This is a genomic window from Streptomyces fulvoviolaceus (assembly GCF_000718165.1).
Classification (GTDB): Bacteria; Actinomycetota; Actinomycetes; order Streptomycetales; family Streptomycetaceae; genus Streptomyces; species Streptomyces fulvoviolaceus.
On sequence record NZ_JOEY01000020.1, the window covers coordinates 1 to 24,570 of the forward strand.

At 70.5% G+C, this 24,570-nt stretch carries 27 protein-coding genes, 1 pseudogene and 1 riboswitch; of the genes and pseudogenes, 11 read left to right on the top strand and 17 right to left on the bottom strand.

Annotated features, from left to right (window positions below):
- Positions 1–202 precede the first annotated feature (202 nt).
- Together IG08_RS0121695 and IG08_RS0121700 are read left to right on the top strand one after the other, a co-directional pair.
- A pseudogene (locus IG08_RS0121695) lies at positions 203–511 on the top strand (FAD-dependent oxidoreductase); the annotation flags it as partial.
- An 87-nt stretch (positions 512–598) separates the two neighbouring features.
- The gene (locus IG08_RS0121700; RefSeq protein WP_030604985.1) at positions 599–1,093 is read left to right on the top strand and encodes a lamin tail domain-containing protein; all 495 of its coding nucleotides are present in this window, start codon (positions 599–601) and stop codon (positions 1,091–1,093) included.
- 18 nt (positions 1,094–1,111) lie between these two features.
- On the opposite strand, the gene IG08_RS0121705 is transcribed toward IG08_RS0121700, so the two are convergent.
- From IG08_RS0121705 to IG08_RS0121715, 3 genes are all read right to left on the bottom strand, one after another.
- Positions 1,112–2,113, bottom strand: coding sequence for a hypothetical protein (locus IG08_RS0121705; protein WP_030604990.1), 1,002 nt, complete (start codon positions 2,111–2,113; stop codon positions 1,112–1,114).
- On the bottom strand, positions 2,110–2,466 hold the full coding sequence (locus IG08_RS0121710) for a PadR family transcriptional regulator (protein ID WP_030604992.1): 357 nt from the start codon (positions 2,464–2,466) through the stop codon (positions 2,110–2,112). Before IG08_RS0121710 ends, IG08_RS0121705 begins: the two co-directional genes overlap by 4 nt.
- Before the next feature lie 125 nt (positions 2,467–2,591).
- Entirely contained in the window at positions 2,592–3,212 is a 621-nt protein-coding gene (locus IG08_RS0121715; RefSeq protein WP_030604993.1) for a hypothetical protein, read from the bottom strand.
- Positions 3,213–3,546: 334 nt separating this feature from the next.
- On the opposite strand from IG08_RS0121715, the gene IG08_RS0121720 reads away from it, so the two are divergent.
- The gene (locus IG08_RS0121720; RefSeq protein ID WP_043454867.1) at positions 3,547–4,674 is read left to right on the top strand and encodes a hypothetical protein; all 1,128 of its coding nucleotides are present in this window, start codon (positions 3,547–3,549) and stop codon (positions 4,672–4,674) included.
- Here the strand turns inward: IG08_RS0121720 and IG08_RS54325 are convergent.
- Complete coding sequence (locus tag IG08_RS54325; RefSeq protein WP_234342934.1) at positions 4,667–5,236, bottom strand: maleylpyruvate isomerase N-terminal domain-containing protein; 570 nt, start codon at positions 5,234–5,236, stop codon at positions 4,667–4,669. The genes IG08_RS0121720 and IG08_RS54325 overlap by 8 nt on opposite strands.
- A gap of 180 nt (positions 5,237–5,416) precedes the next feature.
- Positions 5,417–6,442 carry a hypothetical protein gene (locus IG08_RS54330; RefSeq protein WP_030604998.1) on the bottom strand — a complete coding sequence of 342 codons (1,026 nt, stop codon included), beginning with the start codon at positions 6,440–6,442 and terminating at the stop codon, positions 5,417–5,419.
- Between the two features lie 215 nt (positions 6,443–6,657).
- Here IG08_RS54330 and IG08_RS0121735 point away from each other — a divergent pair, with 215 nt between their 5' ends.
- The 3 genes from IG08_RS0121735 to tgmB all read left to right on the top strand — a co-directional run bounded on the left by IG08_RS0121735 (position 6,658) and on the right by tgmB (position 8,299).
- Entirely contained in the window at positions 6,658–6,975 is a 318-nt protein-coding gene (locus IG08_RS0121735) for a YkvA family protein (protein WP_030605000.1), read from the top strand.
- Positions 6,976–7,107: 132 nt separating this feature from the next.
- Complete coding sequence (tgmA, locus tag IG08_RS0121740) at positions 7,108–7,299, top strand: putative ATP-grasp-modified RiPP (protein WP_030605002.1); 192 nt, start codon at positions 7,108–7,110, stop codon at positions 7,297–7,299.
- A gap of 16 nt (positions 7,300–7,315) precedes the next feature.
- Positions 7,316–8,299, top strand: coding sequence for an ATP-grasp ribosomal peptide maturase (gene tgmB / locus IG08_RS0121745; RefSeq protein WP_030605005.1), 984 nt, complete (start codon positions 7,316–7,318; stop codon positions 8,297–8,299).
- Positions 8,300–8,309: 10 nt separating this feature from the next.
- Here tgmB and IG08_RS0121750 read toward each other — a convergent pair whose 3' ends face one another.
- Positions 8,310–8,522: a hypothetical protein gene (locus IG08_RS0121750; RefSeq protein WP_030605008.1), complete on the bottom strand. Its 213-nt coding sequence runs from the start codon at positions 8,520–8,522 to the stop codon at positions 8,310–8,312.
- Between the two features lie 115 nt (positions 8,523–8,637).
- Positions 8,638–9,108 (bottom strand): hypothetical protein, encoded by a 471-nt coding sequence (locus tag IG08_RS0121755; RefSeq protein WP_030605011.1) that lies wholly within the window; start codon positions 9,106–9,108, stop codon positions 8,638–8,640.
- A 194-nt stretch (positions 9,109–9,302) separates the two neighbouring features.
- On the opposite strand from IG08_RS0121755, the gene IG08_RS0121760 reads away from it, so the two are divergent.
- On the top strand, positions 9,303–10,274 hold the full coding sequence (locus tag IG08_RS0121760; protein WP_030605014.1) for a GlxA family transcriptional regulator: 972 nt from the start codon (positions 9,303–9,305) through the stop codon (positions 10,272–10,274).
- A gap of 24 nt (positions 10,275–10,298) precedes the next feature.
- Here IG08_RS0121760 and IG08_RS0121765 read toward each other — a convergent pair whose 3' ends face one another.
- A complete protein-coding gene (locus tag IG08_RS0121765; protein WP_030605015.1) occupies positions 10,299–10,544 on the bottom strand; it encodes a DUF5133 domain-containing protein in 246 nt (81 codons plus the stop codon).
- Between the two features lie 172 nt (positions 10,545–10,716).
- Between IG08_RS0121765 and IG08_RS0121770 the strand changes: the two genes are divergently transcribed.
- Positions 10,717–11,064, top strand: a complete 348-nt coding sequence (locus IG08_RS0121770) for a hypothetical protein (RefSeq protein WP_030605018.1) — start codon at positions 10,717–10,719, stop codon at positions 11,062–11,064.
- 19 nt (positions 11,065–11,083) lie between these two features.
- On the opposite strand, the gene IG08_RS0121775 is transcribed toward IG08_RS0121770, so the two are convergent.
- The 3 genes from IG08_RS0121775 to IG08_RS0121785 form a co-directional block, all read right to left on the bottom strand.
- Complete coding sequence (locus IG08_RS0121775; RefSeq protein ID WP_030605021.1) at positions 11,084–12,853, bottom strand: ABC transporter ATP-binding protein; 1,770 nt, start codon at positions 12,851–12,853, stop codon at positions 11,084–11,086.
- A gap of 129 nt (positions 12,854–12,982) precedes the next feature.
- Positions 12,983–13,525, bottom strand: coding sequence for a hypothetical protein (locus IG08_RS0121780; RefSeq protein ID WP_030605023.1), 543 nt, complete (start codon positions 13,523–13,525; stop codon positions 12,983–12,985).
- Between the two features lie 29 nt (positions 13,526–13,554).
- Positions 13,555–14,049 carry an ATP-binding protein gene (locus IG08_RS0121785; RefSeq protein ID WP_106980996.1) on the bottom strand — a complete coding sequence of 165 codons (495 nt, stop codon included), beginning with the start codon at positions 14,047–14,049 and terminating at the stop codon, positions 13,555–13,557.
- A gap of 278 nt (positions 14,050–14,327) precedes the next feature.
- Here IG08_RS0121785 and IG08_RS0121790 point away from each other — a divergent pair, with 278 nt between their 5' ends.
- Both IG08_RS0121790 and IG08_RS0121795 read left to right on the top strand, forming a co-directional pair.
- Positions 14,328–14,558 (top strand): DUF397 domain-containing protein, encoded by a 231-nt coding sequence (locus IG08_RS0121790; RefSeq protein WP_030605030.1) that lies wholly within the window; start codon positions 14,328–14,330, stop codon positions 14,556–14,558.
- A 130-nt stretch (positions 14,559–14,688) separates the two neighbouring features.
- Positions 14,689–15,612, top strand: a complete 924-nt coding sequence (locus tag IG08_RS0121795) for a helix-turn-helix domain-containing protein (protein WP_030605033.1) — start codon at positions 14,689–14,691, stop codon at positions 15,610–15,612.
- A 51-nt stretch (positions 15,613–15,663) separates the two neighbouring features.
- Here IG08_RS0121795 and IG08_RS0121800 read toward each other — a convergent pair whose 3' ends face one another.
- On the bottom strand, positions 15,664–16,482 hold the full coding sequence (locus IG08_RS0121800) for an SAM-dependent methyltransferase (protein ID WP_030605036.1): 819 nt from the start codon (positions 16,480–16,482) through the stop codon (positions 15,664–15,666).
- A gap of 146 nt (positions 16,483–16,628) precedes the next feature.
- Positions 16,629–16,845, top strand: a riboswitch (cobalamin riboswitch).
- A gap of 156 nt (positions 16,846–17,001) precedes the next feature.
- On the opposite strand from IG08_RS0121800, the gene metE reads away from it, so the two are divergent.
- On the top strand, positions 17,002–19,326 hold the full coding sequence (gene metE / locus IG08_RS0121805) for a 5-methyltetrahydropteroyltriglutamate--homocysteine S-methyltransferase (protein ID WP_030605039.1): 2,325 nt from the start codon (positions 17,002–17,004) through the stop codon (positions 19,324–19,326).
- Positions 19,327–19,365: 39 nt separating this feature from the next.
- Here metE and urtE read toward each other — a convergent pair whose 3' ends face one another.
- The 5 genes from urtE to urtA form a co-directional block, all read right to left on the bottom strand.
- Positions 19,366–20,058 carry an urea ABC transporter ATP-binding subunit UrtE gene (gene urtE, locus IG08_RS0121810; RefSeq protein ID WP_030605042.1) on the bottom strand — a complete coding sequence of 231 codons (693 nt, stop codon included), beginning with the start codon at positions 20,056–20,058 and terminating at the stop codon, positions 19,366–19,368.
- 5 nt (positions 20,059–20,063) lie between these two features.
- Positions 20,064–20,837, bottom strand: a complete 774-nt coding sequence (gene urtD / locus IG08_RS0121815) for an urea ABC transporter ATP-binding protein UrtD (RefSeq protein WP_030605045.1) — start codon at positions 20,835–20,837, stop codon at positions 20,064–20,066.
- Positions 20,834–21,940 carry an urea ABC transporter permease subunit UrtC gene (gene urtC / locus IG08_RS0121820; protein ID WP_030605047.1) on the bottom strand — a complete coding sequence of 369 codons (1,107 nt, stop codon included), beginning with the start codon at positions 21,938–21,940 and terminating at the stop codon, positions 20,834–20,836. Before urtC ends, urtD begins: the two co-directional genes overlap by 4 nt.
- On the bottom strand, positions 21,937–22,824 hold the full coding sequence (gene urtB / locus IG08_RS0121825; protein WP_030605050.1) for an urea ABC transporter permease subunit UrtB: 888 nt from the start codon (positions 22,822–22,824) through the stop codon (positions 21,937–21,939). Before urtB ends, urtC begins: the two co-directional genes overlap by 4 nt.
- Positions 22,825–22,910: 86 nt before the next feature.
- Entirely contained in the window at positions 22,911–24,164 is a 1,254-nt protein-coding gene (gene urtA, locus IG08_RS0121830; RefSeq protein ID WP_030605052.1) for an urea ABC transporter substrate-binding protein, read from the bottom strand.
- Between the last annotated feature and the right edge of the window lie 406 nt (positions 24,165–24,570).

The window sequence follows — 24,570 nt, forward strand, 5'->3', positions numbered from 1 at the left end:
CCACCCACCCCACACCCCCACACAGCCCCTCGAATAACCCGCTCATCACACCCAACGACCCCCGCACGGAAAGGTCACACATTCGACGAACGAACCCCGATTCCCCTCCCGGGACGACAGCACCCAGCCGCCCGCCGGGACCCTCCACGCTCACCCACGCGCCAGAACGCACTCCCACCCAGCCACACCCCAGCAGCTCCCAACCCTCCTCATCGGCGACGCGGCCCACGCGGCCTCCCCCGCGACCGGCCAGGGTGCGTCGATGGCACTGGAGGACGCCGTCATCCTGGCAAAGTCCCTGCGCGACGCGCCGGACACCGATGCCGCGCTCTCCTTCTACGAAGCACTGCGTCGTCCACGCGTGGAGCAGAACATCACCGTCAGCGGAAACATCTCCCGCGGCGTCCACGCCCCGTCCCCCGCGGGCCGGGGAGCAACCGGTTCCGGGGACGACGACCTTGCCCGGCTCCTGACGTGGGACACCGACGTCTGGGCCGAGGCGATGCGGTAGCGCCGCTTTCGGTGAATCGACCTCCGAGCCACCCCCGCTTGTATACGCTCCAGGTTCTTCACCAGAACTTCACGGGGGGACTCCATCATGCGCATACGCCTTGTCGCCGTCACGGCCGCCGCCACCGGCGCACTGACCGTGCTGACCGCGATACCGGCCCACGCCGCCGAGTACACGTCCGCGCTGAAGATCCGCGGCATCCAGTACGACGCGCCGGGCAGCGACTCCAACAGCTGTTCCACCGGGAACACCGACGAGGAGTACCTGGCGATCAAGAACTACTCGTCGACGAAGACCGTGAACCTCAAGGGCTACGGCGTCAAGGACAAGGCCGGCAACCGCTTCGAGTTCACGGCCAACCACTACCTGCAGCCCGGCGACTACGTGAAGCTCCGCGGCGGCAACGGCACCGACTCGGACAGAAACAACGTCGTCTACCGCGACAACTGCAACTTCATGTGGAACAACGACAAGGACACGATCTACGTCTACAAGCCGTCCGGCAGCCGCGCCGACGTCCACTCGTACACCAAGAGCGGTTCCGACCCGGACAACAACGGCTACATCAAGTACCACGGCTGAGCCGGTGGCGCGGCCTGGTCACCGGGTGACCAGGTCGCGCCTGGCCACGACGGCAAGGGTCGCGGTCAGCAGGGTCAGCGCGGCCACCTGACCGACGGCGCCGGCGACGAACGCGGCGGGGAGGGGCAGGCCGAGCCACGGATGCAGCGCGGCGACCCGCACCGCCAGGAGCAGCAGGCCGAGGGCTGCCAGGGCGACGGCCGCGCAGGCGACGCTCTGGTCCTTGCGGCGGCCGCGCAGCAGCAGCCAGCCGAGTGCGCCGACGACGAAACAGGTGGCCGGCGCCCATGCCGTGTCGGGCATGGCGGGCAGCAGGACGACCGACCCGCCCATGACCACGCAGCAGGCCGTGAAGACGATTCCGGGCGTGCCGACGGGCAGTGAGGCCGGCGGGGCGTCCCGGTGGTAGGCCGCGCAGAGGGCGAGCGCCGACAGCCAGGCGAACAGCGCGGTGGCGGTGGCGGACCAGGGATCCGGCGGCAGGAGTTCGGTCACCAGCGGGCCGACGAGCGGCCAGAGTGTGGGCAGTGCGGCGAGCAACACGGCGGTCCGGGCGAGTCGCCGACGGTCGTGCACGAGGGCGAAGAAGCCGACCGTCCACAGCAGGGGCAGGGTCCACTGGGCGACCTCGACGACGCCGGTCGGCACCCCGCGGCCGGTGAATCCCGACAGGAACAGGTCCCATTCCCGCGGGCCGTGGGTCGTCGCCCAGGTCAGCGCCAGCACGCGGTCGACGACCGCGGCGGCCGCCTGCAGGAGTACGGCGAACAGAGCGAAGTGGCGGGCGGCCGAGCCGAGCAGGTCGTACCGTCGGGGCGCTCCGGTGGCGGCCAGCCTGCTGCGCAGGGCGAGGGCCGCGACGCTCGCCACTTCGCCCGCCGTGGGCCTGCTCTGATCCTGTGTCTCCCGGTCGACGTCCCACAGGTACGTCTCGACCATCTCGTCCTCGCGCTCGCGCCGGTAGTAGGCGGGAAGCAGGCGCAGTACCGTGCGGTAGCGGGCTTCGAGCAGTGTCGTCATGCGAGGCCCCCCGCGAGTCCGGGGCCCGTCGAGGGGTGCGGCGCCTGGCGCCCTTCCGCGATGCGCCGCTTGGCGGCGCTGGCTCCGGCCGCCATGCGCTCCGCCTCCGCGACGAGGGCCTGCATCCCCTCGTCGGTGAGGCGGTAGTAGCGCCTGAGCCGGCCCTCGTGCACCTCCTCGCGGTCCAGGACGATCAGTCCGTCCGCGGTGAGCCGGTCCAGCACGCCGTAGAGGGTGCCGACGCGCAACTGCACCTCGCCGTCGGACAGTTCCTCGACCTCCCGCAGGATGCCGTAGCCGTGCCGGGGCTGGTCGGCCAGAGCGGTGAGGACGAAGAACGCCGCCTGAGTCATGTTCCTCGATGCCATGGAGCCATGATATCTCGGCTACCGATATATTGCGCGTCGCCGAGTCACCGGCGCGTCGCTGCGCGGCGGGGTGCTGGGCGGGCCTCGGTCGGCCCGGGGCGCCTACACCCTCAGGCGAACGGATTGCCGTGTCCGGGAAGCCGCCCGCCCGGCGGCACGTACCGCAGCCGCCCGTTCGGGTCGGTTACCGCCGTGAACCCGGCGGCCTGCAGCTGGGCGCTGTACTTGGCGTTGTCATGCCGGCTGACGACGAGCCCGACGGGCAGCAGGGCCACAAAAGCGGCCCAGACGGCGACCGTGATGACGACACCGGTCATGCCCTCCGCGAACCTGTAGCCGATGGCCACGGCCATCGCGGTGAAGAAGAAAGCCGCGATCGCCGTCCGCTGCTTCTCGGTGTACTGGCGGCCGAGGTCGAACACCATGCGGGCCTTGAGGAGCTCGATCGCTTCGGGCACGACGGGCGGCAGCGCGCCCCCGTCGCTCGCGTCGGGATACCGCGCCCGGTTCTGCGTGGCGCGCTCCCGGGCATGTGGGCTCGGGTCCGGCACGATGCGCAGCACCATCCTGTTGTCGCCGGTCATGGAGAGGTCCGCGTACTCGTACCCGAACTGCTCGGCGATGAAGGCGAGTCGAGTGAGCCCCTTCATCGTCGTCATGGCGAGGCTGAGCTCTACGGGCTCCCCGCTCTCCATCCGCCGCAGCATTTTCCGCACACGCTTCGGACTCACCGGCGCCCCCGTCACTCACCGTCCCGGCAGTCTGTCACAACGACATGTCCATGACTTGGGCTAATTCACCAGGCGGTACCGCGCCGCAGGAACCGTGGCCGCGAACAGGACCCGCCCCGAAGCGGATGGTGGGCGGGCCCTGTTCGAGGGGTCATTCTGGCGGGCGGGCCACGGTCGCGGCACGAGTGAACGGCCGTTGCCCGGAGCGGACTTGATGCGCCCCGTGTGCGGAGGCCGGCGATCTCCGGTCCACCACCCGGACCCCGCTTGATCTCCGGCGGGCCACGGCGAGGATACTTGGCAGTCACACCTACCCCTTCTCACAGATGGACTCATGTCAAGCACCCCCACCACTCCCCCTACGGTGTGGCTGGCCCGCGGCCGCCATCTCGGATCCGACGCCGAGGACGTACTCCGGCGCAACCTGCGGCGGCTCAAGGACAGCGAGGTCGTCGACGACTTCTCCACGCCGCCCGAGCCCGAACCTGAAGCCGAGGACGTGCAGGATCGGGTCTTCGAAGCGCGCTGGCGGGTCGCCGAGGACGTGACCGTGCGTGCCCGGCTGACGCTTGCCCGGGTGTCGAGCGGCGGGCAGGAGTGGGTGCTGGCGGCGGAGGCGGAACAACCGTGGGACCAGCGGTGGCCGTCGCCCGCCACGATGTTCTGGCCGGACTCGCCGGATGTCCCCTGGGACCGTGAGGCCGCCACCGGGCTGCGTCTGCGGGACCTCAGCCTGCTCCCCTCGGACGAGAAGGACGTCCGGCGGGTGCTCCGGCAGGCCGTGCGCGGCAGTTGGGCCGTTCATGTCGTCGTCCACGAGGCCATGACCACCGATCAGCGCGGCCGCAGGCCGCTGGCCCGGCTGCTGCCGCCGAGCCTCAGGCACCGGGTGGTGGAGCATCGCGCGGAGCCTCAGCAGCTGCGGGTCGTGAACTGGGCCCTGCGGGACTTCGGCGTCGAGGTGCCGCGGGGAGGTGCCGTGGTGCTGCCCGGGACTCCGGTCCCGCCCGGCTACGACGACCAGGACTTCTCCGTACGGAGTGTCTTTCTCGACGGCTCGGAGCCGACCGACCTGATCGAGGTCGTGACGCGTTTCGCGGGGTTGCCGAAGCCGCAGCCGGAGGGTGCCGGGGACGCCGTCACCGCCCTGCGGGAACAGTGGAAGCTCCTGACCCTCGAGGAGGAACTCGCCCGGGAGCGCGCGCTCGTGACCATGTACGCCGAGGCGCTGGAGGCCATGACGAAGTCCCGGGACCTGTACCGGGAGGCCGCCGAGCAGGCGAGCGAGGCGCTGGCCGCCTATCGCGCGAACGCCCCCGCCCTCGAGCAGGGTCCGCTGGACACGCAGGCCGCGTCCCCGCTCCAGCAGCTGACCCGGACGTTCGGCCGGCTCAAGGGCACACGCCGTCCCGGGCGCGAGGAAGGCCCCTCCGACGGCGCCTCGGATCACCGGGTCAACTGAAGAGCGGGAAGCGGTCGGCGTCGGCTCCCGGGGCGCGGCGCTCCGCCTCCGTGAACGGTACGCGTCCCGTGGTGGCGCGGGCGTAGTACTCGTCGCTCCAGCCCAGCGGAACGGGACGGCCGAGGAGGCCGTCCAGGGTGACGCGGACGGGGGCCAGCGCCGTCGGCGACGGGCCGGGAGCGGCGGGCAGCTCCGTGACGGGGTCCAGGTGGTGGATGCTTGCCTCGACGGCGAGGGTGAGCATCAGGTCGCCGGCGGTCAGTACGTGCCCCTGGGTGGCGACGAGGTCGGCGGGCCGGGTCGCCGCGGCCGCGCTCACCGTGGCCGCCGCGGTCTCCAGGTACAGCTCACGCAGCTGTCCGACGTCGAGGAACATGCCGGCGCTCACCCGGATCCAGCGCCGGCCGTTCGCCGCGCCGACCGGGTTCGGCTCCCAGTCCCGCCAGTGGCTGACGGCGTCGCGGTCGGGCGGGCCGGGGGCCGGCGTGTGCAGGGCGACCAGGGCGCGCTGAGCGTCCCCGACGCAGTGGAAGACCAGGTCGCGGACGCCCAGCCCTCGCACCCGGTCGACAGCCAGGACTCCTGGTCCCCGAGGGGGCGGACGACGGATGCGAAGGCCTCGTAGGCGGCGCGCAGCACTTCGGCGGGCTCGGTTCGGTTCCCGGGTTCCGCGGTCATGACGGCAGCTCAGGCAGCGGCACGGACGTCTGTTTCCCGGGATACGGCGCCCCGCGTGCGGGGCTCAGTCCGCCTTGTGGCCCGCCTCGACCAGCGCCCGCATCGTCGGGTCGTTCCCCGGGGACTGCGAAGCCAGCCGCACGACCAGGGCGGTCAGTGCCGCCAGGGACGCGCACACGGCAGCCGTACCGGCGAGCCAGGGCGGAGCGAACGCGAGGTCCAGGACCCGGGACAGCCGCGCGGAGCGGAACCGGCCCTCGAGCAACTGGCCCGCGGCCAGCGCCGCCGGCACCACGACCGCCACCGCGAGCACCGGCACGACGGGCCGGACCCTCACCAGCAGGGCCAGGACGACGCACAGCGCCGACACACCGAGCGCGAACCCGTACGCCCGCAGGGACGCGCCGTCCCGGTGCAGCGGGAAGGCGAGGAGTGCGCACACGAGGAGAGCCATGGCGGCGAGCCGGCTCGGCCAGGCCGGCGGCCTGCCCGTCCGGCCCGGGACGCGGACAGTGCGGACGAGGTGATCCGGCGCCGGACTCTCCGGTACTTCCTTCTCGATCGAAAGCTGTGGCGGTGCGTCCACGCTGACGCGAGGCTCCGCGGCCAGGCGCCCGATCAGTTCCACGAGGTCCTCCACCGGCCTGCCGGTGGCGGCCGCCCGCACCGCCTCCTGACCGCAGTGGGGCTCCAACGGGGCCTTGTGCAACAGGTCCACCAGGCGCGTCACGTCCTCCACCGGGCGGCACGCGGCCGCGGCCCGGATCGCCTCGTCCGCGCTGTCCGCGTCCCGGGGCGGGCTGGTCAGCAGGGCGACGAGCCGGGTGACGTCCTCCACGGACCGGTCCACGCCGACCGCGCGCAGTGCGGCGGCCGTGGCCTGCGCGTACTCGGGCGACTGCTCCAACAGCGTGACCAGATGGACGATGTCCTCCAGGGGACGGTCGGCCACGGCGGCACGCACCAGGTCGTCGACGGGATCGCCGTACGACGACTCGCTGCTGCTGTACGACGAGGCGCCGGTGCCGGCGGCCTGCCCGGTGGGTATGCCGGGTTCGTTCGAGTGAGCTGTTGACGAGCGGGTGGTCATTGCTCTGCTCCAGAGGAAGAGTGCGGTCGCTGCTGCGCCCCCGCCGTGCGACCCGCGGTGTTGGTGCCCCCTTCCTAAGCGGCCGTGCCGCGCCGTGCCACTCGGGTGGGCCACGGGTATGAGCTGCGCCCGTTCGGCAGGCCATACGGGAGCCGTAACCGGGAATCCGAAAGAGAGCGCACGCATCGCGGCGCCGTGAGAAGGAGGGTCGCCCGTTGGATACGACCACAACTGTGATCGTCGTTGCCGCAGTGCTCGCGGCGCTGGTCCTGGCGGTGGCCGTCGGGGTGCTGGTGCGGCTGGTGCGGACCCGGCGCAGCCTCAGGCGTGCGGGACTTCCCACCGGACCCCGCTGGGTCTTCTGGGGTGCCTTGTTGTACTTGGTGCTGCCGACCGATCTGCTGGTCGATCCGGTGTACCTCGACGACATCGGCGTCCTGCTGCTCGCGCTGCGCACCCTGCGCGCCGCCCCCGCCGACCGGGCTGCCGAGCTGCTCGCCGAGCAGCGTCGGGAGGTGCCCCGCCGCCGATGATTACGCAGCGCAAGGAAACCAATCACCCGTTCGATTCGTATAAGTCTCTGGAAGCCGAAGGAAGTCGGCGGACCAAGCGCGGTCGTGGGGTGACCGTCGTTTGATCGGAACAGCACCGGCAGGGGAGAGACGATGCAACCGTTCGCGCTCAACTACGCACGTCCGGCAGCGGAGTTGAAAGCCACCATTCCGTACGCCTACGACTCGGGACTGCAGTTGAACGTGCTCCGGGACGGGCGGATCGCCGCCCGTGACCACGCCTTGCTGAGAGAACTGGGGACGACGACCTCGACGGCGGGCTCGAAGACGCACTTCGACGACTGAACACGGACCGGCGACGATGACCGTGCTGATTCTGACCTGCGAAGAGGACGTGACGGCGGACATGGTGGTCGTGCACCTGGACGCGCTCGGGGTACCGGTGGTCCGGCTCGATCCCGCCGATCTGACCGGTGGGGCCGCGCTGTCCGGCGAGTACGTGCACGGCACCTTCCGCGGCCATCTGTCGGCCGGGGGCCGCCTGGTGAGCCTCTCCGGCCTGCGCTCCGTCTGGGTGCGCAGGCCGGGCACACCGGCCGCGCGGGCGGCCGAGCCGTCCGCCTGGCTGACCGAGGAGTCCGCCCAGGCGCTCTACGGCATGCTCCGCGGCTGCGACGCCCACTGGATGAACCACCCGGACGCGGCCCACCGTGCTCGCCACAAGCCCTGGCAGCTGCGGCTGGCCCAGCACTGCGGCCTGCCCGTGCCGGCCACGCTCATCACGACGTTTCCGCAGGCGGCCCGGGAGTTCGCGGAGCGCTTCCCGGATCTGGTGGTCAAGCCGGTCTCCGGCGCCCATCCGCAGGATCCGCCCAGGGCGGTGCCCACCAGCCGCGTGGCTCCGGACACCGACTTCTCCGCGGTCGCGTTCGGCCCCACCCTGCTGCAGCGGCTCGTCGCGAAGCGGGCCGACATCCGTCTCACCGTCGCGGGCGAACGGATGCTGGCCGCCCGGAAGGCGACCCCCGCGGACGGGGATCCCGACGACGTGGACGTCCGCTTCGCACCGGCCGCGACGCCCTGGCGTCCCACCGATGTTCCGCCGCGCGTCGCCACGTCCGTGCGGGCCTATCTCCGTGAGGCCGGACTGGCCTACGGTGCCTTCGACTTCGCCGAGGACGGAGACGGGATTTGGTGGTTCCTGGAGTGCAACCAGTCGGGGCAGTTCGGCTTCGTCGAGGTGGAGACAGGCCAGCCGATCGCACGCAGCGTCGCCGAGTGGCTGGCCCGGCCCGGTCCGGAGCGGCGGTCCCGCGTCAACGGCAGGAACACCACGGTGCCGTGATGAGGTCGGATCAGAAGGGCCGGGATCCCGGCAGCAGGGCCGCCCGTTCCCATCCCGCGCCCTGGGAGGCGGAGCGGTCGGCGGGGGGCATGTCGAGGCGCTGCATCGGTCGCATGACGTACTCCAGTTCCCTGCTCACGCGCTCGGCCTCCCTGCGAGCCTGAGTGGGGACGTCGCCGCGCTCGGCGACGAGTCGGTCGTAGATGGGGGAATCCTGGAACACCCGTCAACACGCCTTTCGCGTCTTGGCCCATCGGCATGGGCACAGTTGACGAGTGTAGGCGCCCCTGAACACCGGCGTACGAATTCCCGCGTTGGGCTTGACGCCGGTCGAGCCGTCATGCGCCGGTGGTGGAGCCCGGCCTGACGATCATGAGGACGGTGACGGTCGCCCACAGGAGGTTGAAGATGCCGGTGAACATGGCGAGTTGAACCGTCCTGCCGCGCTCCACGCTCCCGCGCGTGCCCAGCTCCTCGATGAGTTCGCCCTGGCGGGGCAGGACGAAGGCGGCCAGAACGCCGGCGGCCGCGGCGGTCAGGGCGATGGACGTGGTGAGCCATCCGTCGCCCAGGACGCCCATCGCGGCCGCGGTGGCGAGACCGAGGACGGGCACCGCGAGGCCTATGCCGGAGTAGACACGGCAGATGCGGTGCAGAAGGTGCACGGTGACCGCCCCCACCGCGTCCGGACCGTCCGCCCTCGCGTGGGCGCGGCGCGCGGCCGGCGGGAACATGCTGGCCGCGACGGTCACGGGGCCCACGGCGACGATAGCGGCGAGGACGTGCAGGGTCAGCAGGAACTTGGTCATCGGGTGGCGTGTCCTTCTGTGGCGCGGTCGGCGGTGCCCGGCCCACCCTAGGAAGCCGGCGAGTGATCACACAGAGGCTGGAACGACAGCTTTCAACGGGTTCTCGCCAACCCTGTACTCAGGAATGCCCCGTGGGGAATCCCACCTCAGCAGGGCCTCGTGGAGGTGGCGGGAATCCACCTATCGTGCCCGTCATGCACACCGTGGCGATCCTGGTTCTCGACGACGTGGTGCCGTTCGACATGGCGGCCCCCATGCAGGTGTTCGACTGGACTCGGCTGCCCGACGGCCGCCCCGCCTACCGGGTCCGCCTGTGCGCCGAGTCACCGGAGGTACGCGCCGACGGCGGTTTCTCCCTGCGGATCGATCAGGGGCTGGAAGCCCTCGCGGATGCCGACACCATCATCGTCCCCGGCTGTTCCCCCGCGGCCGGGCCGCCTTCCGCGCGCGTCCTGGCGGAACTGCGCCGGGCCGCGGAGGCGGGCACACGGATCGCCTCCGTGTGCGTGGGCGCCTTCGTACTGGCGGAGGCCGGGCTGCTCGACGGGCTGCGCGCCACGACCCACTGGGTGGCCGCCGACGCGCTGGCACACCGTTTCCCTGACGTCGAGGTGCAGCCGGACGTCCTGTACGTCGACAACGGACAGATCCTGACCTCCGCCGGCGCCGCCGCGGCCCTCGACATGTGCCTGCACATGATCCGCCGGGACCTGGGGTCAGCGGTCGCCGCGCATGCCGCCAGGATGTCCGTCATGCCCCTCGAACGGGAGGGCGGCCAGGCCCAGTTCATCGTGCACGACCACCCGCCCGTACCCCGGGGCTCGACGCTCGAGCCGCTGTTGGAGTGGATCGAGGACAACCTGGCCCGCGACATCACCCTGGCGACGCTGGCGGCCCGCGCGGGGATGAGCGAGCGCACCTTCAGCCGCCGCTTTCGTGAGCAGACCGGCACCACGCCCCTGCAGTGGCTGCTGCGGGCGCGGGTGCGGCGCGCCCAGTACCTGCTGGAGAACACCGACCACCCGGTCGAACGGATCGCGCAGCAGGTGGGGTTCGGCTCGCCCACCGCGTTCCGTGAGCGCTTCCGCCGGGTGGTCGGCACCACACCGCAGGCGTACCGCTCGGCGTTCCACGGAAGAGACGCCGTCCCGGCGGCGCACTCCTGAGCGAAGGGCCGGGACGACGCCACCTCACACGGCCAGCGGCAGACCGCTCTCCCCGTCCGCGTCCGCCGTACGTGCGGCGTCCGCCAGCAGGGCGTCCGCCTTGGCGATCGCTTCGTGGACGTCGGTGACGCCCATCATCACGCACAGGGTGTAGCTGAGGTCGACGAGCTCACGTGCCGCCGCCTGCCTCTCCTTCTCCGCCTGAGCGATCCGCAGCGATGCATACCGGGTCAGCAGCTTCCTGATGACCTTCGGGTCCGGAACGAGCACGAAGCGCCCCTCTCTCGATTTTTCGCTGCCTATGCCCCACCTGCGCCGGGGCAATCCCATCCACCGCCCCCTGACACGCAATTGGCGCAATACCGCACGACACCACCCGCTTCCCCAAGCGCCTCAAAACGTTGGACAAGGGGCATCCCTCGCACCACGAACGGTATACGCCATGAACCGCTCACTCGGCCTGCTCAGCGCCCTCTACCTCACCACCAGCACCGGACTCGCCTGGACCGCGGTCCTCGAACTCCGCTACGGCCCCCTGTGGGCCGCTTGTCTGTTCGCCGCCGCCAGTCTGGTCCCGGTCATCGCCGTCGTGCGCGAGAGCGTGATCTGCGAGCAGCGGCGGACGGTGGCCGACCTCAGGAAGCGGGCGCGCGGGTCCGGCGAGGGGGCCGCCGACCTGATCGTCCGTGCCGAGCTCGACGCCGCGTGCTGCGAGCGCTGGTGGACGAGCTTCGGCACCGACCACGACGCGACCTGCCCCCGCCGGGTCCCGCGGAGCAGCGCCGCGTGAGACCTCCCGGCGGCCGCGGTCAGGCGACCTGTCCGGCGTGCAGCGCGGTGTAGGCCCCGCCCCGGCGCAGGAGTTCCTCGTGCGTCCCGATCTCCTGGATCCGGCCGTCCCCCATCACCACGATGCGGTCGGCGCCGCGCACGGTGGACAGCCGGTGCGCCACGACGAACGTGGTGCGGCCGCGCAGCAGCCGGGCGAGCGCCTGCTGGACGAGCGCCTCGGAGCGGGTGTCCAGCGCGGAGGTCGCCTCGTCGAGGACCAGGACCCGGGGGTCCCGGATCAGGGCCCGGGCGATGGCCAGGCGCTGCCGCTGCCCGCCGGACAGCCGGGCCCCGTGCTCACCGACCAGGGTGTCCAGGCCCTGCGGCAGCCGCTCGACGAACTCCAGCGCGTTGGCGTCGCGCAGCGCGGCCCGCACCGTCTCCTCGTCGGCCTCGTCCATGCCGTAGGCGACGTTCTCGCGGATCGTGGCGTCGAAGAGGACGGACTCCTGCGGTACGACGGACACGAAGCGCCGGTAGGTGCGCAGGTCGAGGCTGCTCATGTCGGTCCCGTCGAGCAGCAGCCGGCCCGAGGTCGGCCGGATGAAACCGATGACGAGGTTGAGGACCGTGGACTTGCCCGCGCCGGAGGCGCCCACGAGGGCGACGGTCTCGCCGGGTTCGACGCGGAGGGTGAAGTCGCGCACGGCGGGACGGTTGCCGTCCTCGTACGCGTACCCGACACCCGCGAAGGTGACGGCACCGCGCAGTGAGGTGAGTTCGGTCTTGCCCTCGTTGTCCTCCAGTTCGGGCGCCTGGAGGACCTCGCCGACGGAGCGGATGGATTCGAGGCCCTTGGTGATGACGGGTGCGAGCCCTGCCAACGTTGTCGTCGAGTTGGTGAGGGTGGTCAGGAACGCGCTGAGCATCACGACGTCGCCCGCGGTGACACCCCAGACGCCGTAGTACGACACCAGCGCGGCCCCGGCGAGGACCAGCACGCCGACCACGTTGAGGACGACCCAGGCCAGCGAGCCGAAGCGGCCGTTGACCAGGTCGAGGCGCATCCCGGAGGTCAGCAGGCTGCGCAGGGTGCCGTCCATACGGCGCAGCGCCTTGCCCTCCAGGCCGTGGGCGCGGGTGACCGGGATGAGCCGGGTCATCTCCGTCACCTGGGACGACAAGGTCTCCACCTCATGCCGGAAGTGCTCGTTGTGGGTGCGCAGCCGGGCCCTGAGACGGGCCACGACGAGGGCCGCCGCGGGCACCACGAGGAGAAACACGGGGACGAACTCCGGTGTCCGTACGGCGATGATGACCAGGCCGCCGACGAGCACGGTGGTCGCCCCGAGCCCGGTCTCGGCGGTCTGCTGCACCATCTGCTCGACGGTCTCGACGTCGCGCACCACCTTGGCCTGCAGCACGCCGGCGCTGACGCGTGAGTGGTAGCCGATGGACAGCTGCTGCATGCGCGTGCACAGCGCGGAGCGCAGGGCGGTGCCCATGCGGCGGACGCTGCCGTACAGGAGGCGCACGTACAGGACGTGCAGCGGGTAGTTGACCAGCAGGGTGAACAGGATGATCCCGGTGCTCGTCCAGAGCCTGCCGATCGGCTGGTGCTGGACGACGGTGTCGATGATGGACGCGGTGATCAGGGGCAGCAGCCAGACAGGGCTGTGCTTGACGGTGAAGACCACGACGGCCGCGGCCAGTTGGCGACGGTCGGCGCGGAAGAGGTAGGCGAGGGTGCGTATCGGGTGTTCGCCCCGGTAGCGATGGTCGAGTGGTTTCTCCGACGACGATGCCATCGACGGTGGTCCTCCCCAGTTGCCGGATCGAGGGCAAGCGCTTTCTTCCCTTGTCGACGAGGAGTACACCAGACAGGGGACGCGATTCGGGGAGGGGCTCTACCAGCCAGGGGGGCACACTCGGGGTTGCTACTCCCCCAGCGTGCGGGCGAGTTCCGTGGTTGCCCGGGCGACGACGGTGTCCTCGTCGTCCATCAGCCGCCGCAGGGCGCCGCGCCGGGCGTGGACGGCCTGCCTCGCCTCGCGCTCCCAGACCACGGGGTTCTCGCGGTGGTTGAGCAGCTTGGGGTAGACGGCGGCCGTGCTCTCCCACTGGCGGGCGCCCGCGATGCTCCTGAGCAGCTGGATGATCTCGGCCCGGCAGGTCACCCGGGGCAGCTGGGCGAGCTCCCAGAGGAAGGGGACGGTGGCGGCGGTGGCCTGCTCGACCACGAAGCCGTACTGGCAGATCCGTTTGCGCAGGTCGCCGAGTGCGGCGCTGGCGGTGCCGGCGTCGCCCCAGGCAACGCTGTTCAGGAGCAGGGGGATGGCCGCCGCGCTGCCGGTGGAGTCCTGGATCTCGCCCCACGGCACCCGGCTCAGAGCCATGAGGGGCGTGGTCCGTGCCACCCCGGTCGACGACACGGGGCAGTCTGTGCGCTCGGTGCTCGGCTGGTCCGGAGCGGTGCGCATGATGGGGGGCCTTTCCGCGGCGGTCATTGTCAGGGTGGAGGTGAGGTCGACAGCTTGGCCCAGACGGTCTTGCCGGCCGGGGGCCGCAGCGTCCAGCCCCACTCCTCGGCCAGGGCGTCGACGATGTACAGGCCACGCCCGTGCTCCAGCAGCCCGGAGGTGTCGGCGGTCGCGCACTCGGGCGGCTCCTCGCCCGGGTCGGAGACGGTGAGGAGCAGGTGGGCGGGGTCCAGGACGAGCCCCAGCCACACCTCCGCCTCACCCGTCACGGCGCGGGGTACCCCGTGCGCGACGGCGTTGGCCGCCAGCTCGGTGATCACGAGGGCGGCGTCGTCGCCGCGATGGTCGAGCGACCAGCAGCGCAGGGTGTCGCGGGTGAAGGCACGGGCGCGGGCGAATCCCTCCCCGCTGCAGCTGATGAGCAGGGCGGCCGAGTTCTCCGCGCCGCCCGGGGTCGCAGGCCTCGGGGAGGACTGTCCCTGCGCGTCGGCCGGTCCCGGCCGTGACGGAACAGCGCCGGCCATGGCCGCACTCCCCGCCTCCGACCCAGCCTGGCTCGGCGGCCGGAGCACGTGGTTCGCAGGTGATGGCACGGCATCTCCCTGATGCGACGTCAAGGCGGGGCGCAACCACGAGGGTTGACGCCGCAGCTATTATCCACGCTGAAAGCGCCCGCGTGCAATTGCACGAGAAATTGCGCGAAAGACGGGTGGGGCGGGAGGGGCTGCGGAAGTTCGCCCCGTCCCTCCCGGGCGGCCGGGCACAGCGCCGGGCGAGGAACGTGAACAGCAAGGAGACTGCCGTGCCACCAGTGCAGAACGGAGTGCGGGCGAGTTCGTTGGACGCCCGCTGGGTCAAGAGCCGTCACAGCAACGCCGAGGGCAACTGCGTCGAAGTGGCCTCACTGATGGGTGGGGGCATCGCTGTACGCAACTCCCGCGATCCCGACGGTCCTGCGCTCGTGTACACGCCGGCCGAGGTCGCGGCGTTCCTGGCCGGCGCGAAGGAGGGTGAGTTCGATCACCTCCTGTGAGGTCGGTCCGCCTCTCGTGTGAGGTTGGCCCAACTCCCTTGCTGCTACAGGCTTGTACGGGTTGATGCGGTGCGGCCCGGCCGAGTGCGATAGTCTGAGTCGCCTCTATGCCGGTTTATTGGGAGCCTGGATGTCTGCCGCGTCGCATCGCATCTCCCGTCTGGAACCTTATCTGGACCGGCCCGAGCCGGCTCCGACTCTGTTGAAGATGCTGGTCGGCGTCCAGTTGGCGGGTTTCCGCGAGGATGCCGGGCTCGCCCAGGACCAGGCGGCGCGAGCCCTCGGGTTCAGTCCGGCGAAGCTGTCCCGCATCGAGTCGGGCAAGGGTCGCAGGCCTCCGGTGCAGAGCGACGTCCAGGCGCTGTTGAAGCTGTACGGCACCGACACCTACGAGGCCTCGGTACTCCTGAAGTTGCTGCAGCGCGCCGGTGAGCCGGGCTGGTGGCAGCGTTACGACAAGCGGCTCATGCCCGAGTGGTTCGACCGGCTGGTCGGGCTGCAGGAGGCGGCCGCCGCCATCCGTACCTTCGAGATCCAGTACGTGCCCGGGCTGTTGCAGACTCCGGACTACACCCGCGCGGTGGTGGAGCGCGGATTGCCGACCGCGGCCGCGAGCGAGGTTGGGCGCCGCGTCGAACTGCGCACCCGGCGCGCGGAGTTGCTGCTGCGGGCCGATGCCCCGCAACTGTGGGCGGTGATCGACGAGTCGGTGCTGCTGCGCGTCCTGGGCAGCCGCGAGATCATGGGTGAGCAGCTCGCGCACCTCGTCGCCATGGCACAGCGGCCCAACGTGACCGTGCAGGTCGTGCCGTTGGACGTGACGAACGCGTCCGCGCCCGCCATCCCGATCACCTATCTGCGCTTCGGCGGCCTCGACCTGCCGGACGTCGTCTATCTCGAGCACATCAAGAGCGCCAACTTCCTCGAGGACCGCGACGAGACGGAGGAGTACCGGCTCGCCCTGGACCGGCTGGCCGACGAGGCCCTCAAGCCGCGCGAGTCCCTGGAGCTGCTGCGCACCACGATGGAGCAGCGCTACGCCGTACGCGACTGAACGAAAGCCCCTCGCGAGATCGCGAGGGGCTTTTGAAGCGGTCCCACTCCCCTAGAGGATGCGGCCCACGCCGCCGAACTCGATCCACTCGTGGGTGAGCTGACGGGGCGCCACCTCGGAGTCCGGTCGCCAGGTGGAGACCTCGACGAGGCCCGGTTCGAGGATCTCGAGGCCCTCGAACCACTCTGCGACGTCCTTCGGCTCCCGGACCCTCCCCCAGTGCCCCTGAGTCGCCTGGTCCATGAAGTTGGTGACGAAGTCGCGTACTTCGGGGTCCTCGCTGACCAGCTGACACATCACCATGAAGCTGCCGGGCACCAGCATCTCGGCGACGCGGCGGGCCACGGCGAGCGGCCCGTCGGTGTCACTGTCGGGGATGCAGTGCATGACCGAGTTGAAGAGCACGGCGACGGGCTGACTGAAGTCGATCAGGCGCTGAGTGTCGGCGTGCGCGAGAATCGCCTCGGTCTCCCGCATGTCCGCGTGGATGACGGCGGTGCGCTCGTCCTGCTCCAGCAGCGCCCGGCCGTGGACCAGCACCATGGGGTCGTTGTCGACATAGACCACGCGCGAGGCGGGGTCGATGCGCTGGGCGACCTGGTGGACGTTGTCCTGGGTGGGCAGGCCTGATCCGTGGTCGAGGAACTGCCGGATGCCGTGCTCCGCGGCGAGCGTCTTCACCACGCGCTGCAGGAAGCGCCGGTTGTTCACGGCGAGGCGGCGGGTGCTCGGCACGACCTTGTCGAGTTCCTCGCACGCCGCGCGGTCGGCCGCGTAGTTGTCCTTGCCGCCCAGGTAGTGGTCGTACATCCGCGCGGCCGTGGGCACGGTGGCGTCGATCGACGTGGACAGCTGCTTACCGGTACTCATCTTTCCCCCAGCTTCGAGCTGCCAACTGGCCTGGCAGGACTGGGAGTACATCCTAGAGAAGCGGGCTTCACCGATGCCAGTCCGCGGGTGATCCGGTGGGGGTCTGTGTAGGCTGAACGGTGCAGCTGGTTCGCCCTGTCCTCCCCCATAGCCCTAAAGGCATGGGGGGACCCCCACGGCAGGCGCGTCGTAAGAGGGAACCCGGTGGGAATCCGGGACTGCCCCGCAGCGGTGAGCGGGAACGACCGCCGTCATACGCACTGGATCCGGCAAGCGGGTCCGGGAAGCGACGGCCAGTAGGTGCCTCGTACGACACGAGGCGTGCTCGCGAGTCCGAAGACCTGCCACTGCCCGTGTACGACCCACTCGTGCGCGGAGATCTCGGTGACCTCGAGGGCGGGTCGGCGTACGCACCAGGCGGGCACGGGTTTCGTGCGTCCGCCCGGTCGGCCGTTTCCTTCGCCCCTTCACTCCGTCGCCGGGGTCGTTCGACGAGAACAGCTCGCGAAGGAGAGTTCCGTGACAGCCAAGTCCGCAGCCGCGGCAGCACGCGCGACCGTGTACGGCTACCCCCGCCAGGGCCCGGACCGGGAACTGAAGAAGGCGATCGAGGGCTACTGGAAGGGCCGCGTGACCGCCGACACGCTCCACCGGACGGCCGCCGAGCTGCGCCGGTCCGCCTGGCGGCAGTTGGCCGAGGCCGGTGTCCACGAGGTGCCGACCGGTGACTTCTCGTACTACGACCACGTCCTGGACGCCACCGTCATGGTCGGCGCGATCCCCGACCGCCACCGGGCCGCCGTCAAGGCCGACGCGTTGGACGGCTACTTCGCCATGGCTCGCGGCACCCAGGAGGTGGCGCCGCTGGAGATGACCAAGTGGTTCGACACCAACTACCACTATCTGGTGCCCGAGTTGGGGCCCGACACCGTGTTCGCCGCGGACTCCGCCAAGCAGGTCGGTGAGCTGCGGGAAGCCCTGGCCCTCGGCCTGGCCGCCCGGCCCGTCCTGGTCGGCCCGGTCACGTACCTGCTGCTGGCCAAGCCCGCACCCGGAGTTCCGGACGACTTCGAGCCACTGACGCTCCTGGACCGGCTGCTGCCCGTCTACGCCGAGGTGCTCGCGGATCTCCGGGCCGCCGGCGCGGAGTGGGTACAGCTGGACGAGCCCGCCCTGGTCCAGGACCGCACCCCGGCCGAACTGAACGCCGCCGCCCGCGCCTACCGCGAGCTCGGCACGCTCACCGACCGGCCGAGGCTGCTGGTGGCCTCGTACTTCGACCGGCTCGGGGAAGCCCTGCCCGTCCTGGCCAAGGCGCCTGTCGACGGGCTGGCGCTGGACTTCACCGGTCCGGCCGCCGGCAACCTCGACGACCTCGCGGCGGTCGGCGGGCTGCCCGGGAAGCGGCTGGTCGCGGGGGTGGTCGACGGACGCAACATCTGGATCAACGACTTCGAGAGGTCCCTGTCCGTCCTGGGCACCCTGCTCGGTCTCGCCGACCGCGTGGACGTGTCCGCCTCCTGCTCCCTCCTCCACGTCCCGCTCGACGCCGCCGCCGAGCGCGACATCGAGCCGCAGATCGCCCGCTGGCTCGCCTTCGCCCGGCAGAAGACCACCGAGGTCGTCACCCTGGCGCGCGGCCTGGCCCGGGGCACCGACACCATCGCCGCCGAACTCGCCGCCAACCGTGCCGACCTGGCCTCCCGCGCCGGCTCCCCCATCACCCACGACCCGGCCGTGCGCTCCCGCAGTCACGCGGTCACCGTGGCCGACACCCGCCGCTCCCCGTCGTACACCGAACGCTCGGTCGCTCAGCGCGCCCACCTGAACCTGCCGCCGCTGCCCACCACGACGATCGGCTCCTTCCCGCAGACCGGTGAACTGCGCACAGCCCGCGCGGACTTGAGGGCCGGGCGGATCGGCACGGCCGCCTATGAGCGGCGCATCGAGGCCGAGATCCGCGAGGTGATCGCCTTCCAGGAGAAGGCCGGGCTCGACGTCCTGGTGCACGGGGAGCCCGAACGCAACGACATGGTCCAGTACTTCGCCGAGCAGCTGACCGGCTACCTCGCCACGCGGCACGGCTGGGTCCAGTCCTACGGGACCCGTTACGTCCGCCCACCGATCCTCGCCGGGGACATCTCCCGTCCGGAGCCGATGACGGTGCGCTGGACGACGTATGCCCAGTCGCTGACCTCTCGCCCGGTCAAGGGCATGCTCACCGGACCGGTCACCATGCTCGCCTGGTCCTTCGTCCGCGACGACCAGCCCCTTTCGGAGACCGCGCGCCAGGTCGCCCTCGCCCTGCGTGACGAGGTCAACGACCTGGAGGCGGCCGGGACTTCGGTCATCCAGGTGGACGAGCCCGCGCTGCGCGAGACGCTGCCGCTGCGGGCCGCCGGCCGGGCCGCGTATCTGGCCTGGGCCACCGAGGCGTTCCGGCTCACCACCGGGGGCGCGCGGCCGGCCACGCAGATCCACACGCACATGTGCTACGCCGAGTTCGGGGACGTCGTCCAGGCCATCGACGACCTCGACGCCGACGTCATCAGCCTGGAGGCGGCCCGCTCCCATATGCAGGTGGCCCGCGAACTCGCCGAGCACGGCTATCCGCGGGAGGCGGGACCGGGGGTGTACGACATCCACTCACCGCGGGTGCCGAGCGCGGCCGAGGCAACGGCCCTGCTGCGCAAGGGACTTGAGGCCATCCCGGCCGAACGGCTGTGGGTCAACCCCGACTGCGGTCTCAAGACCCGCGGCTGGCCCGAGGTGCGCGCGTCGCTGGAGAACCTGGTGACGGCGGCGCGTGAGGTCCGCGGTCAGCTGTCTTCCGGCGCCTTCTGAGGCAGGGGCGGCCGGTGCGGGCACCGGCCGCCCTTCGCCTTACACGCTGAGCGCCGCCCGCACCGTCTGCTCGGCGCCCGTTCCGCCCTCGCCCGAGGACGTCACCCGGCCCGCTTCCAGGACGTAGTAGTGCTGGGCGGCCCGCATGGCGAAGCCGACGTGCTGCTCGACGAGAAGGACGGACAGCCCGCCGCGCCCGGCGAGGGTGAGGATCGTCTCCTCGATCTCGGCGACGACGGACGGCTGGATGCCCTCCGTCGGCTCGTCGAGCAGGAGCAGCCGCGGCCGGGTGACCAGGGCGCGGGCGATGGCGAGTTGCTGGCGCTGGCCGCCGGACAGGAGGCCGGCGCGGCGACCGGACAGCTCGCTCAGGACCGGGAACAGGTCCAGGGCCTCGGCGACCGCCTCCTTGCCGTCGGGGCGGCCGTCGGCGACGAGCTGGAGGTTCTCGGCGGTGGTGAGGTGCGGGAAGGACTGCTGGCCCTGGGGGACGTAGGCCATGCCCCTGGCGACGCGCTGGTGAGGGGCGAGGCGTGTGATGTCCTCGCCGTCCAGCCGGACAGTACCGCCGGTGGGCTTGATCAGGCCCATGGCGGCCCGCAACAGGGTGCTCTTGCCGGCGCCGTTGTGGCCAAGGACGGCGGCGACGCCGTCCTTCGGGACGGAGACGGTCACACCGTGCAGCACGGTCGTGCGGTCGTAGCCGGCCTGGACGGAGCTGATCTCCAGCATGGGCGTCACGCCTCCTCGGGAACGGGTACGGCCGCGGGCTCGGGTTCGGAGGCGCGTCCGAGGTAGACCTCCTGGACCTTGGCGTCGGCCTGGACCTCGGCGACCGTGCCCTCGCTGAGCATCTTGCCGGCGTGCAGGACGCTGACGCTGCGGGCGAAGGAGCGCATGAAGTCCATGTCGTGCTCGATGACGACGACGGTGTGGTCCTCGCTGACCCGTTGCAGCAGTGCGCCGGTGGCCTCGCGCTCGTCGTGGCTCATGCCGGCGACCGGCTCGTCGAGCAGCAGCAGCTTCACGTCCTGGACGAGCAGCATGCCGATCTCCAGCCACTGCTTCTGGCCGTGGGCCAGCACGCCCGCCGGGCGGTCGCGCAGGTCGGTCAGGCCGGTGGTCTCCAGCGCCTTCGTCACCGACTCCGGTACGCCCTTGCGGCGCCGCAGCAGTGTCAGCGGGCCGCGTCCGGAGCCCGCCGCGATGTCGAGGTTCTGCAGGACCGTCAGTTCCTCGAAGACGGTGGCCGTCTGGAAGGTGCGGCCGATGCCCAGGCGGGCGATCTTGTGCACGGGCTTGCCAAGGAGTTCCTCGCCGCCGAAGGTCACTGATCCGGTGGCCTTCACCAGGCCGGTCACCGCGTCGACCAGGGTGGTCTTGCCGGCGCCGTTCGGGCCTATGAGGAAGCGCAGGTCACCGGGCCGGATGTCCAGGTCGACGCCGTCGACCGCCTTGAAGCCGTCGAACGTCACCCGCAGGTCGCGGACGGTCAGTCCCTCGCCGCTCATGCTGTCTCTCCCGTCGGGATCGGGGTCGTACGGGTACGACGCTTGCGCAGGACGACGCCGAGGGAGGCGAGGCCGCCGGGCAGGAAGCCGACCGCCACGACGAACAGCAGGCCCTGGAGGTACGTCCATGCCGCGGGGAAGGCGTCGGAGAGCGTGCTCTGCGCCCAGGCCACGGCTATCGCACCCAGCACCGCGCCGACCAGCGAGGCCCGGCCGCCGACCGCCGCGCCGATGACGAAGCCGATGGACGGCACGATCCCGATCAGGGCCGGCGAGATGATCCCTACGGCGGGCACGAAGAGGGCGCCGGCCAGTCCCGCCATCCCTGCGGCGACGACGTAGGCGACGAGTTTGACGTTGGCCGGGTTGTAGCCGAGGAAGCGGACCCGCTCCTCCGAGTCCCGTACGGCGATGAGGAGTTCGCCGTAGCGGCTGACGAACAGCTGGCGGGCGATGGCCATCAGCACCAGCAGCACGGCGGCGATGATGAAGTACACCATCCGCTGGTTGACGGGGTCGTTGAGGTCGTAGCCGAAGAAGCCCTGGATGTCGGTGAGGCCGTTCGTGCCGCCGGTCGTCGCCTGCTGGCCGATCAGCCAGATGGACAGGGCGGCCGCCAGGGCCTGGCTCAGGATCGCGAAGTAGGCACCCTTGACCCGGCGTTGGAAGACGAAGAAGCCGAGCACCGCGGCGACGGCCATGGGCAGCAGCACGGTCATGGCGAGCGCGAAGGCCGGGTTGGCGAAGGGCTTCCACCACCAGGGCAGGGCGTCGCCGGTGCCGTAGAGCTGCATGAAGTCGGGCAGGGTCTCGCCGGTCGCGGCCGCGTCGGCGAGCTTGAGGTGCATGGCCATGGCGTAGCCGCCGAGGCCGAAGAAGACGCCCTGGCCCAGCACCATGAGCCCGCCCCGGCCCCAGGCGAGGCTGACGCCGACGGCGACGATCGCGTAGCACAGGTACTTCGCGAGGAGGGAGAGGCGGAAGTCGGAGAGGGCGAGCGGGGCGACGCCGAGGAGGAGGACGGCGCCGAGGACGAACCCGCCGGGCACACGGAAGCGTTCCAGCAGGGGCACAGAGGTCACCGAGGGGGTCGTTGTCGTCATGCCAGGCTCCGGGTGCGCAGTGTGTACAGGCCCTGGGGTCGCCACTGGAGGAAGGCGACGATCGCCACGAGCACCATGACCTTCGCGACGCTGACCGTCGTCGAGTACTCGAGGACCGACTGGAGCACGCCGAGCGCGAAGGCGGTGATGACGCTGCCCTTGAGCTGGCCGATGCCGCCCACGACGACGACCAGGAAGGCGTCGACGATGTAGTTGGTGCCCATTGTCGGGCCGATCGGGCCGACCAGGGTGAGCGCGACGCCGGCGACGCCCGCGAGGCCCGAGCCGATGAAGAAGGTCATGCGGTCGACCTGGCCGGTGGCGATGCCGGACACCTCGGCGAGGTCGCGGTTCTGCACGACCGCGCGGATGCGCCGGCCGAGCGGGGTGAGCTTCAGGATCAGCGTCAACGCGAGGACGCACAGCAGCGCGAGGCCGAGGATGAACAGCCGGCTGTTGGCGAAGGTGATGCCGCCGCCCAGGGAGATGTTGCCCGTGAGCAGATCGGGCGCGCTGGTCTGCACGTTGGGGGCGCCGAAGATGTCACGGGCCAGCTGCTGGAGCATCAGGGAGACGCCCCAGGTGACCAGCAGGGTGTCCAGTGGCCGGGTGTAGAGGCGCCGGATCAGCAGCCATTCGAGCAGCACGCCCATCGCTCCGGCCACGAGGAACGCCAGGGGCAGGGCGACGAGCAGCGAGACGCCGGCACTGCTGATGGACTTCTGCAGGACGTACGTCGTGTAGGCGCCGGCCATGATGAACTCGCCGTGCGCCATGTTGATCACGCCCATCTGGCCGAAGGTCAGGGTCAGGCCGAGCGCGATGAGCAGGAGGACGGCACCGATACTGATGCCGGTGAAGGACTGGTTGAGGATGACCGTCATGGAGCGGCTCCGGGTCGGGGACGGGAGTGCGGGCGCGGGGCCGGACCCGGCCTGCGAGGAGGCCGGGTCCGGCTACGAAAAGGGGGTCAGGACAGGCCGGACGCCCAGGAGTAACCCTTGAGGTACGGGTCCGGCTTGATCGGGCCGCCCGAGTTCCAGACCTCCTCGATGAGGCCGTCCGCCGCGACCTTGCCGATCCGGGCGGTCTTGTAGACGTGCTGGCTCGCGCCGTCGACGGTGACCTTGCCCTCGGGGGCCTCGAAGGTGATGCCGTCGGATGCCGTCTTGACCTTGGCGACGTCGAAGGACCCCGCCTTCTCGACCATCTCCTTCCAGAGGTAGACGGAGATGTACGCGGCCTCCATCGGGTCGCTGGTCGGCTTGCCCTTGCCGTACGCGGCCTGGTACGCCTTCACGAACTTGGTGTTCGCCGCACCCGGCGTGGTCTCGTAGTAGTTCCAGGCGGTCAACTGGCCTTCCAGGTACTGGGTACCGATGCTCTTGACCTCCTCCTCGGCGATGGAGACCGACAGCACCGGCATGCTCTTCGCGGTCAGCCCCGAGGACTTGTACTCCTTGAAGAAGGCCACGTTGCTGTCGCCGTTGAGGGTGTTGAACACGGCGTCCGCGCCGGAGTCCTTGACCTTGTTGACGATGGTGCCGAACTCCGTGGAGCCCAGCGGCGCGTAGTCCTCGCCGACCACGGTCATGCCCTTGGCCTTCGCGTACGCCTTGATGATCTTGTTGGCGGTGCGCGGGAAGACGTAGTCGCTGCCGACCAGGTAGAGCTTGGTCAGGCCCTGCTTCTTGAGGTAGTCGAGGGCCGGGACGATCTGCTGGTTGGTGGTCGCGCCGATGTAGAAGATGTACGGCGACTCCTCCAGGCCCTCGTACTGCACGGGGTAGAAGAGCAGCGACTTGTAACGCTCGAAGACCGGCTTGACGGCCTTGCGGCTGGCCGAGGTCCAGCAGCCGAAGGTGGCCACCACCTTGTCGTCCGTGATCAGGGCCTCCGCCTTCTCGGCGAAGGTCGGCCAGTCGGAGGCGCCGTCCTGGCTGATGGGCTTCAGCTTCTTGCCCAGCACACCGCCGGCGGCGTTGATCTCCTTGATGGCCAGCAGCAGCGAGTTGTGGACCGTGACCTCACTGATCGCCATCGTGCCCGACAGCGAGTTGAGCAGACCGACCTTGACGGTGCTGCCGGAGGTGTCCGCCTTGGCGGCGGAGTCCGACGACGTGTCACTGCCGGTCTTGGCGCCGCAGGCGCTGAGGGCCGCGGACGCGCCGACGGCCGACATACCGGCCAGCAGACCACGCCTGCTGATGCTGAGCCCGGACATACAAGACCTCCATACCCCGAAGGGAGTTGCGAAGAGAGCGGAATGACTCTGGGGAGGGAATGGGTGGAACACGCTTCAGAAACGGCGGCGTTGACGCACGGATCCCCCAGCCGTATCGGGGTGCCGGTCCGGGCTGGTCGCTGAAGTGCGTCCACAGCCTGCGAGGAAACTGTTTCCACCGCGTTTCGGCGCAATTGAAGAACAGTTTCCAGTGGAAGTAAAAACGTGGGCCAAAAAGACAGAACCGTTGCCGGGGATGCGCACTTGACGACATCTCAGCAACGGCAATTAATACTTCCTGCGGAAAGGATCTGTTTTGCCTGTTCCTCTTGTCAAGGCCGAGATGATCGAAGGTAGGCTCGTGGCAACCCCGCACGGGGAACCAGGGCTTCGAGCGGAGGAGTGC